At 28.7% G+C, this 16,392-nt stretch carries 18 protein-coding genes; 13 read left to right on the forward strand and 5 right to left on the reverse strand.

Annotated elements, in window-relative coordinates; genetic code table 11:
• Position 1: 1 nt before the first annotated feature.
• Positions 2 to 574, reverse strand: coding sequence for an adenylate kinase (locus L8W56_RS05015; protein ID WP_263659602.1), 573 nt, complete (start codon positions 572 to 574; stop codon positions 2 to 4).
• Complete coding sequence (gene aspS / locus L8W56_RS05020) at positions 571 to 2,322, reverse strand: aspartate--tRNA ligase (RefSeq protein ID WP_263659603.1); 1,752 nt, start codon at positions 2,320 to 2,322, stop codon at positions 571 to 573. The genes L8W56_RS05015 and aspS overlap by 4 nt, the downstream gene beginning before the upstream one ends.
• An 85-nt stretch (positions 2,323 to 2,407) precedes the next feature.
• Here aspS and L8W56_RS05025 point away from each other — a divergent pair, with 85 nt between their 5' ends.
• The 12 genes from L8W56_RS05025 to mrdA all read left to right on the forward strand — a co-directional run bounded on the left by L8W56_RS05025 (position 2,408) and on the right by mrdA (position 13,113).
• Positions 2,408 to 3,238 carry an NAD(+)/NADH kinase gene (locus L8W56_RS05025; protein ID WP_263659604.1) on the forward strand — a complete coding sequence of 277 codons (831 nt, stop codon included), beginning with the start codon at positions 2,408 to 2,410 and terminating at the stop codon, positions 3,236 to 3,238.
• Complete coding sequence (locus L8W56_RS05030; RefSeq protein WP_263659605.1) at positions 3,238 to 4,752, forward strand: AAA family ATPase; 1,515 nt, start codon at positions 3,238 to 3,240, stop codon at positions 4,750 to 4,752. Before L8W56_RS05025 ends, L8W56_RS05030 begins: the two co-directional genes overlap by 1 nt.
• 67 nt (positions 4,753 to 4,819) lie before the next feature.
• On the forward strand, positions 4,820 to 6,064 hold the full coding sequence (locus tag L8W56_RS05035; protein ID WP_133319215.1) for a diguanylate cyclase: 1,245 nt from the start codon (positions 4,820 to 4,822) through the stop codon (positions 6,062 to 6,064).
• Positions 6,055 to 6,852, forward strand: a complete 798-nt coding sequence (locus L8W56_RS05040) for a TatD family hydrolase (RefSeq protein WP_220566657.1) — start codon at positions 6,055 to 6,057, stop codon at positions 6,850 to 6,852. Before L8W56_RS05035 ends, L8W56_RS05040 begins: the two co-directional genes overlap by 10 nt.
• Positions 6,852 to 8,003, forward strand: a complete 1,152-nt coding sequence (locus tag L8W56_RS05045; RefSeq protein ID WP_133319213.1) for a lytic transglycosylase domain-containing protein — start codon at positions 6,852 to 6,854, stop codon at positions 8,001 to 8,003. Before L8W56_RS05040 ends, L8W56_RS05045 begins: the two co-directional genes overlap by 1 nt.
• Entirely contained in the window at positions 7,939 to 8,778 is an 840-nt protein-coding gene (locus L8W56_RS05050) for a septal ring lytic transglycosylase RlpA family protein (protein WP_412175543.1), read from the forward strand. Before L8W56_RS05045 ends, L8W56_RS05050 begins: the two co-directional genes overlap by 65 nt.
• Before the next feature lie 4 nt (positions 8,779 to 8,782).
• Positions 8,783 to 9,271: an HAD hydrolase family protein gene (locus tag L8W56_RS05055; RefSeq protein ID WP_133319211.1), complete on the forward strand. Its 489-nt coding sequence runs from the start codon at positions 8,783 to 8,785 to the stop codon at positions 9,269 to 9,271.
• Positions 9,262 to 9,768 (forward strand): hypothetical protein, encoded by a 507-nt coding sequence (locus tag L8W56_RS05060; RefSeq protein ID WP_263659606.1) that lies wholly within the window; start codon positions 9,262 to 9,264, stop codon positions 9,766 to 9,768. The genes L8W56_RS05055 and L8W56_RS05060 overlap by 10 nt, the downstream gene beginning before the upstream one ends.
• A complete protein-coding gene (lptA, locus tag L8W56_RS05065) occupies positions 9,750 to 10,208 on the forward strand; it encodes a lipopolysaccharide transport periplasmic protein LptA (protein ID WP_133319209.1) in 459 nt (152 codons plus the stop codon). The genes L8W56_RS05060 and lptA overlap by 19 nt, the downstream gene beginning before the upstream one ends.
• Positions 10,205 to 10,804 carry a ribosome biogenesis GTP-binding protein YihA/YsxC gene (gene yihA, locus L8W56_RS05070; RefSeq protein ID WP_133319208.1) on the forward strand — a complete coding sequence of 200 codons (600 nt, stop codon included), beginning with the start codon at positions 10,205 to 10,207 and terminating at the stop codon, positions 10,802 to 10,804. The genes lptA and yihA overlap by 4 nt, the downstream gene beginning before the upstream one ends.
• Positions 10,794 to 11,285, forward strand: a complete 492-nt coding sequence (locus L8W56_RS05075; protein WP_263659607.1) for a hypothetical protein — start codon at positions 10,794 to 10,796, stop codon at positions 11,283 to 11,285. Before yihA ends, L8W56_RS05075 begins: the two co-directional genes overlap by 11 nt.
• Position 11,286: 1 nt before the next feature.
• Positions 11,287 to 13,113 carry a penicillin-binding protein 2 gene (mrdA, locus tag L8W56_RS05080; RefSeq protein WP_220566662.1) on the forward strand — a complete coding sequence of 609 codons (1,827 nt, stop codon included), beginning with the start codon at positions 11,287 to 11,289 and terminating at the stop codon, positions 13,111 to 13,113.
• On the opposite strand, the gene queA is transcribed toward mrdA, so the two are convergent.
• The 3 genes from queA to tatB are packed head-to-tail and all read right to left on the reverse strand — an operon-like array spanning position 13,106 to position 15,256.
• Positions 13,106 to 14,134: a tRNA preQ1(34) S-adenosylmethionine ribosyltransferase-isomerase QueA gene (gene queA, locus L8W56_RS05085; protein ID WP_133319205.1), complete on the reverse strand. Its 1,029-nt coding sequence runs from the start codon at positions 14,132 to 14,134 to the stop codon at positions 13,106 to 13,108. The genes mrdA and queA overlap by 8 nt on opposite strands.
• Entirely contained in the window at positions 14,121 to 14,861 is a 741-nt protein-coding gene (tatC, locus tag L8W56_RS05090) for a twin-arginine translocase subunit TatC (RefSeq protein WP_133319204.1), read from the reverse strand. The genes queA and tatC overlap by 14 nt, the downstream gene beginning before the upstream one ends.
• A 2-nt stretch (positions 14,862 to 14,863) precedes the next feature.
• Positions 14,864 to 15,256, reverse strand: a complete 393-nt coding sequence (tatB, locus tag L8W56_RS05095) for a Sec-independent protein translocase protein TatB (RefSeq protein WP_133319203.1) — start codon at positions 15,254 to 15,256, stop codon at positions 14,864 to 14,866.
• Positions 15,257 to 15,410: 154 nt separating this feature from the next.
• On the opposite strand from tatB, the gene L8W56_RS05100 reads away from it, so the two are divergent.
• The gene (locus L8W56_RS05100) at positions 15,411 to 16,391 is read left to right on the forward strand and encodes a permease (protein ID WP_263659609.1); all 981 of its coding nucleotides are present in this window, start codon (positions 15,411 to 15,413) and stop codon (positions 16,389 to 16,391) included.
• The last annotated feature ends 1 nt before the right edge of the window (position 16,392 follow it).

Here is a 16,392-nt window from a genome sequence, read left to right on the forward strand (position 1 = left end):
TTTATTTTAATAAATCATTGATTAAATTTTTCATATCAGCTACGATAGCTTCAATACTTCTTTCACCATTGATTACATGGTGGATATTTTCTTTAGTATAAAAATTTGTTATTTCTTCTAAAGGTCCTAAATAAACTTTCATTCTATTGTTAAAAACCTCTTCGTTATCATCAGCACCTCTAGCACGCCCTAAAACTCTTTCTCTAGCAACTTCTTCGCTAACTTTAACTTCTATCACACCTTTTAAAATTACTTCACTTTGATTTTTTAATACCTTATCAAACTCAAGCATTTGCTCAACACTTCTTGGATAACCATCTATTAATATAGTATTAGTTGGTGCATTTTTTAAAGCAGTGATGATAGTATTAACTACCACTTCCAAAGGAACCAAATTTCCTTTAGAAATAAAACTATCAATAGTCTTTCCAAGTTCGCTTCCACTAGCCACTTCTGCTCTTAGTAAATCACCTGTAGAATAATGAGTAATGCTTGCATCATCTGTAGCTATGATGCTTGCATCGGTTGTTTTACCACTACCTGGTGCACCTATGATTAAAAATAATTGTTTCATTTAGTATTCTCCCTTAATCTTATACCTAGTTCTCTCATTTGTTCATTGCTTACTTCGCTTGGAGCTTGAGTCATAAGACATTGCGCTCTTTGTGTTTTAGGAAATGCTATAACTTCTCTAATACTTGAAGATTTTGTTAAAAGCATGATAAGTCTATCAAGGCCTATTGCTATACCACCATGTGGTGGTGCTCCAAAACTTAATGCATCAAGTAAGAAGCCAAATTTCTTTCTTTGTTCTTCTTCATCAATATTTAAAAGCTTAAATACTTTTTGTTGGATAGGACTTTTGTGAATTCTTATACTACCACCACCTAATTCTACACCATTTAACACTACATCATGTGCAATAGAATTAATTTCTTCTAAGTCTTGCTCATCAATATTTTTTGGCATAGTAAATGGATGGTGCATTGCAGAATAGCTTCCATCATCATTTTGCTCAAACATAGGAAAATCAATAACCCACAAGAATTCTAATTTATCCTCATCGATAATTTTCATTTCATCAGCAAGGAATAATCTAAATCTGCCCATATAATCAAGCACAGTTTTTTTAATCCCTGCACCAAAAAATACCACATCACCAACTTCTAATTCACATCTTTGGATTAAAGCATTTAAGTCCTCTTCGCTAAAGAATTTACAAAGTGGACCTTTAGGACCATCTTCTTTCATTTGTATAAATGCAAGCCCTACTGCTCCAAATTTACGCACAAATTCTTCAAATCTTTGCATTTGGCGTTTAGAAAAAATTGTATCACCTTTTGGAACTCTTAAAGCTTTAATGCGATTTTTCTTCGTGTCTTTTGCAATATTTGCAAAAATTTCATTATTTGATTTTGCAAAAATATCAATCACATCAATAAATTTCATATCAAATCTTAAATCAGGCTTATCAGAGCCATAATTTTCCATAGCTTCCTTGTAACTCATTTGTCTAAAAGGTATGCTAATTTCTTTTCCGCAAGCTTTGAAAATATCTTTAAGTAAATTTTCTGCCATAGCTATGATATCTTTTTGTTCACAAAAACTCATTTCTATGTCTATTTGAGTAAATTCAGGTTGGCGATCTGCTCTTAAATCCTCATCTCTAAAACATTTTGCAATTTGAAAATATCTATCAAATCCTGAACACATTAAAAGTTGTTTGAAAAGTTGAGGGCTTTGAGGTAGGGCATAAAATTCACCTTGATGTACGCGTGATGGTACTAAATAATCCCTTGCGCCTTCTGGGGTAGCTTTGGTTAAAATAGGGGTTTCAACCTCTAAAAATCCCATTTTTGCTAAAGAATTTCTTGTTGCTATACAAGCAGTTGATCTTAGAGCAAAATTATCATAAAGTTTTTTGCTTCTTAAATCTAAAAATCTATATTTTAATCTTAATTCTTCATTTACACTTTCATCGCCTATAGCAAAAGGTACTACAGCACTTTCATTTTCAATAGTAAGTTTATTTATAACAACTTCTATTTCTCCGGTTTTTAATTTTGGATTTACAAGTCCTTCACCGCGTGGGCGAATTTTTCCTTGTGCTATTAAAACATATTCATTTCTTACTGATGAAGCTATATTATGTGCTTCTTGATTATCTGCTGGATCACATACTAATTGTATAAGTCCGCTACGATCTCTAAGATCGATAAAAATTACACCTCCATGATCACGGTAAGAATTTACCCAACCACATAATGTTACTTCCTCGCCAACATTTTGTATGTTAAGCTCTGTATTATAATGAGTTCTCAAAATTTTTCCTTAGCTTAATTTTGTTCAATTTTGTTATTATAGTATTTTATTCTTTTGCTTAGCTAAGTTTTGTTATAATTTTTTTATGAAAAAATGTATAAATATAGAAAAAATTCAAAAAGTAGGCTTATTTTGCAGGTTAAATACAAATTTAAATGAGCAAATTGCTTTTTTAAAAACAATTTTTTTGCAAAAAAATATAGAGCTTGTGCTATTAGATCAGAAAAAAAATAATCTTAAAGATTTACAGAAATTAGATTTTTTGATTTCTCTAGGTGGGGACGGCACGCTTTTGTCTTTATGTAGGCAAGCTTATCAAGCAAAAAAGCCTATTTTAGGGATAAATGCAGGAAATTTAGGTTTTTTAACTGCTTTTTCTTTTAATGAAGTAGAAAGTTTTTTTAAAGAGTTTTTTAAAAATGATTTTAAAATAGAAAAAGCTAAAATGCTTCAAATAACGCTTTGTAAAAAGAATAAAATCATTAAAAAATTTGCTTTTAATGACGCGGTTTTTTCTCGCGATAATGCTTTAATGGCAAATGTGGAAGTTTTTTTTGAAAATAAACTTTTTAATGCTTATTATGGAGATGGTTTGATTATAGCTAGTTCAAGTGGTTCAACTGCTTATAATATTAGTGCAGGTGGACCTATAGTACATCCTTGGAGTGAAATTTTTGTTCTAACTCCGGTTTGTTCTCATTCTTTAACTCAAAGGCCTATTGTTTTGCCTTATGGTTTTGAGCTTGAGTTGAAAGTTGAGCATTGTTTGTTGTATTTAGACGGGCAAGAAGTGGTTGATCCTAAAGAATATGATAGAATTCTTATAGGGCTTAGCAAGAAAGAACTTAGTTTTATACATAAAAAAGATAGAGATTATTTCCAAGTTTTAAAAGAAAAGTTAAATTGGGGTAAGTGATGATAGAAAGTATTTTAATCAAAGAAAATTTAGGTTTTAAACAAGCAAAATTAGACTTAGAAGTGGGGCTTACTGTCTTCACTGGTTTAAGTGGTGCTGGAAAGTCTGTGCTTTTTAAGGCTATTTTAGCAGCATTTGCTTTAAGTGAGAGTGAAGCTAAAATGGTGGAAGTTTTGTTAAATGATGAGCTTGAATTAGATGAGTTTGGTATTGAAAATGAAGAATTAAATGTATTTAAACTTTTAAAAGATAAAAGCTCGCGTTATTTTGTCAATAATCAACTTATTTCAAAAAAGAATTTAGCCTTACTTTCTAAGAAATTTGTAAAATATCTTTCAGCTAAGGAAAATAATGAGTTTTCAAATGAAAGATTTTTAAACTTACTTGATTTTATGCAATCAAAAGAGGATAAGAAATTTAAAGATTTTTTAAATGAATATAAAAATGTTTATAAAGAATATATAGAAAATAAAATTAAATTAGAAAAAATTCAAGAAGAAGAAAAAAGGGTAGAAGAATTAAAAGAATTTACAAGCTTTGAAATACAAAAAATCCAAAGTATTAACCCAAAAATAGGTGAATTTGATGAGTTGATGAGTTTAAAAAAAAGGCTTTCTAAAAAAGACAAAATCGATGCAGCTTGGAACAGGGCAAGCAAAATTTTTGAATTAGAATCAGCAGTGATTGAAGCTTTGCAAATTAGTGATGTTGATAGTTCATTTTTTTCAGAGTGTTTAAATGAACTAAGGGTGGTGTGGGAAAATCAAAGTTTTGATGATTTTGATTTTGATATAGAAGAAGTGCTTGATAGGATAGAAAAACTTTCTTCTTTGATTTCAAAATATGGAAGTATAGAAGAAGCCTTAGAAGCTTTAGAGAAGAAAAAAGCAGAATTAGCTCATTATGAAAATTTAAGTTTTAAAAAAAAAGAATTAGAAAAGAAAGTGCAAAATGCTAAAATACTTTTAGATGAGAAAAGCCAAAAATTAAGCACTTTGCGCAAAAAAAGATTAAAAGAGCTTGAGAAATTACTTAATTTTTATCTTGAAAAACTTTATATGAAAGAGATTAAATTAGAGCTTAAAGATTGTGCTTTGAGTATTTTAGGTAAAGATGAAGTGAATTTAAATATAAATGAAGCTAGTTTGAAAAATTTAAGCTCAGGTGAGATAAATCGTTTAAGACTTTCTTTTATCGCAACTGAATGTAATGTTACTAATAAAGCTAGTGGGATAATATTTTTAGATGAAATTGATGCAAATTTAAGTGGTAAAGAAGCAATGAGTATAGCTGAAGTTTTAAAAGAGCTTGCTAAGTTTTATCAAATTTTTGCAATTTCACACTTACCACAGCTTTCATCAAAAGCAAGCAATCACTTCCTAGTAGAAAAAATAGGAAATGAAAGTAGGGTAAGAAAGATAGAAAAAGAAGAAAGAGTAAAAGAACTTGCTAGAATGGTAAGCGGGGAAAATATTACCCAAGAAGCTTTAGAATTTACTAGAACTTTGCTTTAAAAACAAAAAGTAAATTTCAATATGATATAATTAGTTTTTTAAAATTATTTAAAGAGAGTGTTTTACCATGGAAGAAAAAATTTTAATCATTGATGATAATAAGATGCTAACTAAACTTTTAGCAAAAAAAGTAGAAAATACTTTAGGATTAAAGGTAGATGTTGCTTTTGATATGAATAGTGCAAAAGATTTATTGAAAAATGATTATTTTATGGCTTTTGTAGATCTTTGTTTACCAGATGCTCCTAATGGTGAAGTGGTTGATGTAGTTTTAGAAAAAAATATCCCCGCTATTGTTCTTACAGGAAGTAATGACGGACAAACTCGTAAAAAATTTATGGAAAAAGATATTATTAATTATATTCAAAAAGAAAGCGAAGATTGTATTAATGAAATGTTAAATTCTATTAGAATGCTTCAAAAAAATAATAAAACTAAGATAATTTTAGCAATTGCAAATGTAACTTTACGCGCAGAAATGAAGAAAAACTTAAACAATCAGCTTTTTAATGTTTTAGCAGCAGCTCATGGGGAAGAGGCACTAAGCTATTTAAGCGATCATCCTGATACAAAATTAGTAATTTGCGATGCTACTATGCCGGTAATTAATGGGGAAGATTTACTTGTAGAAATTCGCTCAAAATATTCTAAAATAGAACTTGGTGTGATTATGGTTGGGGATAAAGATGATGCATTAGAAGCAAGAGCTTTTAGAAAAGGTGTGAATGATTATGTGATTAGACCTTTCCAAAAAGAATCACTAAATTGTAGAGTAAATAATTGTTTAGATTATATGCAAAAGTGTGTTTTGCTAGATGAGTATAGTTTAGGTAAAGATTTATTAACAGGACTTGATGATTATGCTACTTTTGAAAAAAGATTTTTAGATTATTTAGAAGATATACAAGAAAATGAAGAAATGGCGTTGGCTTTGATTGATATTGATAATCTTGCAACAATTAATTATGAATTAAGTTATGATTGCGGTGATGGAGTGATAAAACATACAGCCGAAAAGATTAAAGATCAAATTCGTGGTATGGATTTAGCTACTAGAATTGAAGATGGTAAATTCTACATTGCTTTAAAAAATATAAGCAATAAAGAGGCTTTAAAAGCTTTTTCAAATATAAGAGTTAATATTTCCAAAGAAAGCGTTTTGATAGCTTTAGACGAGGTTGATTATAGCATCTCTGTGGGGGTTGCTTTTGGTAGCAAAGGAAGCCAAATGCAAGATTTGCTCAATAACGCACAAAAGGCATTAGATTTAGCTAAGGCTAATGGAAAAAATAGGGTAGAGGTATGTTTTTAGATTGTGATTTTAGTGAAAAAATCATAGATACTCATTGTCATCTAGATAGCCAAGCTTATTTTGGATATTTAGATGAGATGTTAACGCATGCATTTGAAAATGGTGTAGATAAAATCATTATACCAGGTGCAGATATAAAAGATCTACCAAGAGCAAGAGAGATAGCACATACTTATGATAATGTGTATTTTTCTTGTGGGGTGCATCCTTATGATATAGATGATTTTGATTTAGAAGTTTTAAAAGAATTTATAGATGATAAAAAATGTATCGCAGTGGGTGAGTGCGGACTTGATTATTATCGTTTAAATACTAATGATGATACTATTAAAACAAGACAAAAAGAAGTTTTTATAGCTCAAATACAACTAGCTATTGAATATAAAAAGCCATTGATTGTGCATGTGCGTGAAGCTAATGAAGACAGCTTTAATATTCTAAAAACATACTCAAAAGAATTACAAGGCGGTGTTTTGCATTGCTTTAATGCAAGTGAGCTTTTACTTCAACTAGCAGATGAAGGATTTTATTTTGGTATAGGCGGGGTTTTAACTTTTAAAAATGCAAAAAAATTAGTGGAAATTTTACCTAAAATTCCAAAAGATAAACTTGTTTTGGAAACAGATGGGCCTTATTTAACTCCAGAACCACATCGTGGTAAAGTAAATGATCCTATTTTAACGCATTTTGTAGCACAAAAAATATCTGATCTTTTAAAATTATCTAAAGTTGAAGTAGTAAAACTTACGAATTTAAATGCTAATCGTTTGTTTTTTCAAGGTTTATAATGAAAAAAAACTTTATATTTTTTATATTAGTATTATTATGTTTAAATGCTAAAGCCTTGCAGGTAACTCCTGAATATTATACTCAGCAAGCTCAAATTCTAAGAAATTTAGACATAGAAGCAAGCTATCTTAGTGATATGTTATTTTTAGAATTTAAAGAATCTTCTTTAAATATGCATTCTAAAACTTTAGTTGATACTATGAGAGAATTTTATAAAATCACTCCAATTATCCGTAAAATTTTAGAAAAAGAAAATATTCCTCAAGAATTTTTATATTTGGCAATTGTAGAATCTGGTTTAAAAATTCATAGTGTTTCTAGAACTAAAGCAGTAGGTGTTTGGCAGTTTATGAAGCCAACAGCACAAACTTTAGGTTTAAGGATAGATCCTTATGTAGATGAAAGAAGAGATTTAGTCAAATCAACTTATGCAGCCATTGCTTATTTAAAGCAATTAAAAGAGCAGTTTGGAAAATGGTATTTAGCAATTTTAGCTTATAATTGTGGTGATGGTAAATTACGCCAAGCCATAAAAAAAGCAAAAAGTGATGATTTAAGAATCTTGCTTGATCCTGATAAAAAATATTTACCATTAGAAACTAGAATTTTTATTAGAAAAATTCTTACTATGGCATTTTTGGCTAATAATAATGATTTTTTGATTTCACAAGATAGTGCTTTGCTTAATTATGCTCTATCGAGTGAAGTTAAAAAAATACCTGTTCCGCCAAGTGTTTCTTTAAGAGAGCTTGCTAAAGTAGCTAAGATGTCTTATAATGAATTTAAGCGTTATAATCCACATTTTAATTATGACTTTACTCCGCCTGATAAAAAAGATTATTATATGTATATTCCTTTAAGCAAAAGTGTGGCTGTGGAAAATGCATTAGAGAATGTAAAGCTAGCTAAAGTGGATACAACTATTCCGCATACAAAAATTTATATAGTAAAAAAGGGTGATAGTCTTTATACTATTGCAAAAAAACATAAAATTAGTGTTGAAAGCATTAAAGAATATAATAAAATCAAAGGAAACTTGATTAATATTAATCAAAAACTTGTGTTAAAAATTAAGGAGAATAACAATGCAAAAATCAAAACTACTCAAAAATTACCAAAAAACTCTCATACAAAAGTCGTTAGTCGTTAGTTGTGTAGGGGTTTTATTTAGTGCTTGTAGTATGGTGCCTATTAGCACACCTACTGTGTATTATCCAGAAAGAGATTTTAAAAGTATAAAGCATAATAATACAGGCTTAAAAGGCACTATGAAACCTTATACTATTAATGGTAAAACATATTATCCAACCGTAGTAGAAGTAGGTGAGACTGCTGATGGTATAGCTAGTTGGTATGGACCGGGCTTTCATGGTAAAAAAACTTCCAATGGTGAAACTTATGATCAACATGCTTATACAGCAGCTCATAAAACTTTACCTATGAATACTATAGTAAAGGTAACTAATTTAAAAAATCATCGTCAAACTACCGTAAGAATAAATGATAGAGGACCTTTTGTAGCAGGTAGGATTATAGATTTATCTAATATGGCCGCAAGAGATATTGATATGATTCAAGCAGGAACAGCTCCTGTAAGACTTGAAGTAATTGGTTTTGGAACAAGTGCAAATTCAGGTTCAGTGCATACTAATTCTAATTTAGGTAGCAGTGGGGAGATTGCTGATAGTGGCCATATTTTCCAAGGTGGAGCTTTTATGGTGCAAATTGGGGCATTTAGAAATAAAAGTGGCGCAGAGTTAATAGCAAGTAGATATAAAAATTATAATTCTTATACTTCAACAATACAAACAAGTGCTAAAGATAGTTTACATAGAGTATTTTTAAAAGGCTTTAGAAGTGAGCAAGAAGCAAGGGATTTTGTTGATGGTGGTTCTTTTCCTGGTGCGTTTATAGTAAGAGAGTAAAATTATGATAGAGCTTATTTTTTTAGATGTAGATGGTTGTCTAACAGATGGTAAAATCATCTACACACAAAATTATGGTGAAATTAAAGAGTTTAATGTAAAAGATGGTGCAGCAATTGAGGCTTGGCAAAAGCTTGGCAAAAAAGTTGCTATTATTACAGGCAGGACTAGCGAATGTGTGTATTTTAGAGCTAGAGATTTAAAAATTGATCTAGTATATCAAGGTATTAGTGATAAATTAACTTGCGCTAAAGAAATTTTAGAAAAATTAAATTTAGACTTTTCTCAATGTGCTGCTATTGGGGATTATTATAATGATATGAGTTTACTTGAAGCAGTTGCTTATAGTTTTAAACCAAAAGATGCACATAAGGCTTTAAAAACTGATAAAGTTTTAAATAGAAAAGGTGGCAATGGGGCGGTAAGTGAGATGATAGAAATTTTAATTGAACATAATAATATGCAAGCTCAATGGGATAAACTTTGGCGATAAAAATTTTTGCTATATTAATGAGTTTATTTGCCTTTGTTATGGTGATTTTAAGTACTCAAGATCCTTATTTGTTTGCAATAAAACCGCAAAAGGTAGATGTGGCAAATATGCAAGCTTTTGATGTGCTTGATTATGAGCTTAATACATCTGTTACAAAAGCTAGTTATCAAGCAAGTCGTTGGATAAAATACCAAGATAAAGATATTTTTGATGATTTTAAAGTGCAAGCACTTGATTATAATTTAAGTTCGGATTTATTAGTAAGAAATGATGAAAAATCCATTTTAGAAGGTAATGTAAGTTATTTTGATCAAAATCAAACTTCTATTTTTACTCAAAAAGCAATTTATGATATGAAAAATAAAATTTTATTTTCCAATGAAAAATTTAAGGCATATATAGGGTTGAATGAGGTTTTTGGGGATAATTTTTTATATGATGTAAATCAAAAAGAATTAAAAATTCAAGGAATAAAAGCATGGTTTTTAGAGCAATAATTTTTTTGTGTTTGTTAAATTTATTTGCATTTAGTGCTCAAAAAATAGAAGTTTATGCTAAAGATTTTTATTTGGATGAGAAAAATGAAACGAGCATATTAACCGGTGATGTGGAAGTAAAAAAAGGTAAAGATATTTTAAATTCGCAAAAATTAGTCATTTATATGAAAAATAAACAACCTATTAAGTATATAGCTACTAAAGATGCTAAATTTAAAATTATGATGAAAGATAAGATTTATCATGGAAGTGGTGATGAGTTTGTTTATAATGTAGCTAAAGATACATATGAAATTAATGGTAATGCAAAAATTATAGAAGTGCAGTCAAAAAAAGAGCTTATAGGTGATAAAATCATAGTAGATAGAAAAAATATGACTTATAGAGTAGTTAGTAAAGATAAAAAACCTGCTAAATTTGTATTTGAAGTAAAAGAATGATATTAAATGCTAAATTTTTAACTTCTGCTTCTAAAATAAATGAAGCTCCACAGCCTATATATACTGAAATTGCATTTTTAGGCCGCTCTAATGTAGGAAAAAGTTCTTTGATTAATACTCTTTGTAAGAATAAAAATTTAGCAAAAAGTTCTTCAACTCCAGGTAAAACCCAACTCATTAATTTTTTTGAAGTTGATTGTAAAAAAGATGAAGATAAATTTAAATTGATGTTTATTGATTTACCTGGTTTTGGCTATGCTAAAGTGAGCAAAAAAACTAAGGCTATTTGGAATAAAAATTTAGATGAGTTTTTAAAAGAGCGTAGTTCTATCAAACTTTTTATTCATCTAATAGATTCAAGACATGAAAATTTAGATATTGATGCAAATTTGGATTTGTATTTAGATTCTTTTATTAGAGCTGATCAAAAAAAAATAATAGTTTATACAAAAGCAGATAAGCTCAATCAAAGTCAAAAAGCAAAAATTTTAAATGTAAATAAAAATGCCATTTTAGTTTCAAATTTGAAAAAAAGTGGTATTGATAAATTAGAACAAAAAATTATTTTAGAGAGCTTAGGTTTTAATGAGGAGTAGAAATTTAGTAAAAAATAGATTTGATTTTTCTTATTTATTTTTTTATTTATCTTTGATTTTTTATCAAGTGCTAAGCTCTGTTTATTATTGGATACCTCCTTTGTTTGGCGTGTTTTTTTGTTATATGATAGTGCTTTTAAAAGAAAAAGAAAGAACTCTTAATAAGCTTGATTTTAGATGGTATTTTTCTTTGTTTTATCTTTTATTAATTGATATTATCCATGGATTTTATCTTTTTAGTTCTTGGATAGCTTTTTTTGTTTTTTATCATCTTTTTGTTGATTGGTTTAAAAGTAAATTAAAACTAGGCCATTATTTGCTCGTTATATTTACCTTTTGTGCTTATATTTTTATCTATCTTTTTGATGTATTTTTGGCGTATTTAGATAATAGTCAAATTTTAAAATTTGGTATTGAATATCTATGGTTTTTTGTCGTTGAAGCTTTGATTTCTTTTGTTATTTTTAAAGGGAAAATCTAATATGCGTATGCGTTTAGTGATGGGATTTATAGCTTGTTTTTTTATACTTTTACTTGCTAGAGTGTATTATATAAGTATTAAATCTAATGTTTATTATGAAGAAATAGCTAAACAAAATGCCATTAAAACGCAATTTCTAGCACCTGTAAGAGGGCAAATTTTAGATGTTAAAGGTAGGCCCTTAGCAGTAAATAAATTAGGTTTTTCAATCTCTATAAAGCCATATTTGTATATAAAAAAGAAAAACAGAAATCTTTTAGAGCAGGAATTGCAAGTTATAGTAGATGCTTTTCCTGATTTAAACATAACTAAATTAAAACGAAATTATATAAAAGCAGATTCTTATTATAATCAAGATTATATAGAAGTAGTTCCATTTATAGAATATGATGCTATGATTAAGCATTTTACTAAGCTTAATTTGCGTGAAAATATGCAAGTTAAATCTACTACTCAAAGATTTTATCCTTATGATGCTTTAGCTAGCCATGTTATAGGTTATGTTGGAAAAGCAAATTTAAACGATATGAATGAAAATGAAATTGCAAGATTAACTAGCTATGTAGGGCGTAGCGGTATAGAGCGTTCTTATAATGAAATTTTGCAAGGTCAAAAGGGTGAAAAGGTTAGCAAAGTAAATGCGTTAAATAAAGAAATAGAAGAACTTTCTTATAAAAAACCTACTTCAAGTAATATCACTTTAAGCATTGATCTTGATTTGCAAGAATACTTGGCTAGTATTTTTGAAAATTTAGCAGGCGCTGCTATAGTAATGGATGTAAAAAGTGGAGCTATTTTAGCAGCGGGTAGTTTTCCTGAATATAATCTCAATCCTTTTGTTACCGGTATTAGTCAAGAAGAATGGGATAAACTTTCTAATGATTTAAACCATCCTTTTACTAATAAACTCATTAATGGTCTTTATCCTCCAGGTTCAGTTATAAAAATGGGAACAGCTTTAGCATTTTTAGATAGTGGAAAAGTGAATGAAAATCATAAATATTTGTGTGATTCTAACTTTGAACTTGGTGGTAGAAAATTTAGATGTTGGAAGGCTATAGGTCATGGTTATGTAGATATGACAGATGCTATTAGAGAAAGCTGTGATGTATATTTTTATAAAGGAGCTTTGGAGGTTGGTATTGACATTATTAGTTCTGTTTTTGAAAGAATAGGTTTTGGTACAAAAACAGGAGTAGATTTACCTAATGAATTTATAGGAACAGTTCCTAATAGAATTTGGAAAAAAGAAAAATACAATCAACCTTGGTATCAAGGTGAAACTTTAAATACAAGCATAGGTCAAGGTGATTTTCTTGCTACTCCTATGCAAGTGGCTAAATTTACAGCTATGATTGCTACGGCTAAAAATATCACACCGCATTTTTTACATAGTATTGATGATAATGTTACTAAGGTAAATTTTGACAATAATGAAAGTGTTTTTACGACTTTTGAATTATCAAAACTTCCACTTTTAAGGCGTGCGATGTATGAGGTGGCCAATGTTGATGGTGGAACTACGGCAAGATTTTTAAGAAATTCTCCTATTACTATAGCAGCCAAGACAGGAACAGCTCAAGTAGTTGGAATTTCCCAAAGTGAAAAAAAGCGTATTAAAGAAGAGGATTTAGAGTATTTTTTAAGATCTCATGCTTGGATTACTTCTTATGCGCCTTATGAAAAACCTCAATATGTAGTAGTAGTTTTAATCGAACATGGAAAAAGTGGTAGTAGCGCAGGCGGACCTGTACTTGCTAAAATTTATCAAAAACTTATAGATTTGGGTTATATTGATAAAAAATATATTAAGAAAAAAGCTAAATGATTAGCATTCCATCGCCATAAGAATAAAAACGATATTTGTTTTTTATAGCTTCATGGTAAAGTTCTAAAGTTTTTTCTCTGCCTATAAAAGAAGCCACAAGCATAATAAGAGTTGATTTTGGCAAGTGAAAATTAGTGAGTAAAAAATCAAGTCTTTGTGGGGTATTTTGTGGGTGTAAAAACAAATCACAAAAACCTTCTTTTAATTTTTTTCTATGATAATACTCTATACAACGAGTAACTGTGGTGCCTACACCAAGTATTTTTTTAGAAGAATTAATCAAAGCACAAGTTTCATCATCAACATAGAAAAATTCTGAATGCATTTTATGCTCGCGTATATCTTCGCATTCTACACCTTTAAAAGTTCCCGCACCAACATGAAGTGTGATAGTATGGATATTATGATTTTTTTTAAGTTCTTTTATCATTGCTTCATCAAAGTGCAAGCTTGCAGTGGGTGCAGCAACCGCACCTTGATTTTTGGCAAAAATGCTTTGATAGTTAATGTTATCTTGTGCTTCATCTGCTCTTTTAATATATGGTGGTAAAGGTATATGGCCTATTTTTTCTAAAATTTCAAAAACTTCATGATGATTGAATTTTTTTTCATCATTAAAAAATTCTACTTCTCTTGTGCCATCATCGTGTAATTTTTTGATTTTAGCTTTTAAAGAATTTTCAAAATATAAAATTTGTCCTTCTTTAACCTTGCCACGAATTTGAACCAAAAAATCATTATTTTTTAAAGGGTGATTAATGAAAAGTTCTATTTTGCTACCACTTTCTTTAAATCCATAAATTCTTGCTTTTATTACTTTAGTGTCATTAAAGATAATTTCACAAGGTGGTAAAATTTTAGCTAAGTCCTTAAAATGTAAATGTAAAATTTGATCTTTACATCTTTCATAAACTAAAAGTTTAGCATTCTCCTTGGGTAAAATAGGAAAATTTGCTATAAGTTCATTAGGTAAATCATAATCATAACTAGAAAGCAAAAGATCTTTATCAATCGTTTTCATCATTTTCTTTTTGACTAGGATTAACTTTTTTGGCTATGTAAATAGAAATTCCATAAAGTCCGCACAAAGGAACGGCCATTAAAAATTGTGAGATTATATCAGGTGGTGTCATCATAGCTGAAAAAACAAAAATTACTAAAACTGAAACCCTAAAGTGTTTTTTTAAAAATGCATCATCAATAAGTCCAAGTTTGGCAAAGAAAAAGGTTATCACAGGCATTTCAAACGCTAAACCAAAGGCAACTACAAGTTTAGTAAAAAATCCCACATATAAGCCTATGCTGATTAAAGGTTTAAAATCTTGAGTTTGCACCCCAAAATCAATTAAAAATTTAAAAGCCAAAGGTATGACTATATAATAACAAAATAAAGCTCCAAGCGCAAACATAATGCTAGCAAAGCTTACAAAAGGCACTACTAATCTTTTTTCATTATCATAAAGTCCTGGTGCTACGAATTTCCAAAACTGCCAAAAAATAACCGGTAAAGAAATCAAAAAAGCTGTAAAAAATGAAACTTTCATTGCAGTAAATAAAGGCTCTTGTAATTCAACGAAAGTCATTTGTTTTGAAATTTCAGGTAAAGCTGCTTCAACGGGTGCTTTTAGTATATCTATGATATAACTATTAAAACTAAAGCATACAAAAAACATTACAACAACACAAGCTACGCTTATAAATAATCTTTTTCTAAGTTCTACTAAATGTGGTTTTAATTCTTCAAACATTCTTAGCTTTCCATTTTTTGAGTATTTTTTTCATCTTTTTGAGTTTTTTCTTCTACACGCGAAAGTTCTTGTATATCTTTTTCTAAATCATTAATTTCACTTTTTAACTCTTTGGTATTATTTAAAATATCTTCTTTGAGTTGATCAAATTCTTCAAAACTCAGTTTTTTTCTGATATTTTCGTTAGTTTGTGAAAATTCATCTTTGTATTTTTGTGCTTCATCTTTTAACTCTGCTATTTTTAATTCTTTATTGATACTTGCTTTTGCTTCATCAATATTACTTTTAATGGCTTTTAAAATTTTTGCAATTTCAACTATAGTTGAAGGTAGTTTTTCAGGCCCAAGAACTAAAATAGCTATAACTAAAATAACTAAAATTTCTCCAAAACTCATTATTTTATCTTCTTTCGCTTAAATATATAGTTTGCATTTTACATAAAAATACTTAAAAATACTATTACTTTTATAATATTAATATATAAAGATATATTGATATATTAATATATTTTTGTTATGCTTATTTTAAAATGAAATGGAGTAAAAGATTATGGAAAAGTTATTTTTTATTTTTAAAGATTTTTTGATTTTATTTGTTGAAATTTCTATTTTATTTATATTAGTTAGCATGCTTATTGCTTATCTTAATGAGCGTTATGCTAAATTTTTCAATGAACATTTAAAGAAAGATTCTTTTGTAAGTTATATAAAGGCTATTCTTTTGGGTAGTTTAACTCCCTTTTGTTCATGTTCAAGCATACCGCTTTTAAATGCATTTTTAAAAGCTAAAGTACCACTTGGAGTATGTATAGCTTATTTGATAACTTCGCCTTTAATTAATCCTATTATAGTAGTGATGTTTGTAGTAAGTTTTGGCTTAAAAATCTCTTTATTTTATGTGGGATTTTTATTTAGCGTGATTTTATTTATTGCTTTTTGTGTTTCAAAAATAAACACTCAAAGATTTTTTAATGAAGACTTTTTAAAAAATGATTTAGAACAAACTTCAAAGTGTTGTTCTAATGATACTTCTAAAAGTTTATGCTGTGAAAAACCTAGTTCTATTTTTGTTAAAAATTCTAAAATTAGCAGTAAAATTTTAAAATTTAAGACTAAAACAAAAGAAAGTAAAATCAAAATATTATTTATGCAAAGCTTTAATGAATACAAAAAAATTCTGCCATATATTATTATTGGTATGGGTATTGGGGCTTTTATACACGGCTTTTTTCCACAAGATTTTTTTCAAAATTATATGAAAGATTATGGGGTATTGGGTGTATTTATAGCAGCATTTATAGGGGTTTTGCTTTATATGAATTGCACTGCTATGATTCCTGTAGCACTAGCTTTAACTACCAGTGGAATTCCGCTTGGTATAATGATGAGTTTTTTAATAGCAGGAGCAGGGTGTTCTTTACCTGAGCTTATTTTGCTTAAAAGAATTTTTAAAACAAGCTTTTTGTTTTTATTTGCAGGTATGATTGTTTTTATTGCAATTAGTTTTGGACTTTTAATGTTTTTTATATAAG

It is taken from the genome of Campylobacter sp. IFREMER_LSEM_CL1085, assembly GCF_025772235.1.
Taxonomy (GTDB): domain Bacteria; phylum Campylobacterota; class Campylobacteria; order Campylobacterales; family Campylobacteraceae; genus Campylobacter_D; species Campylobacter_D lari_D.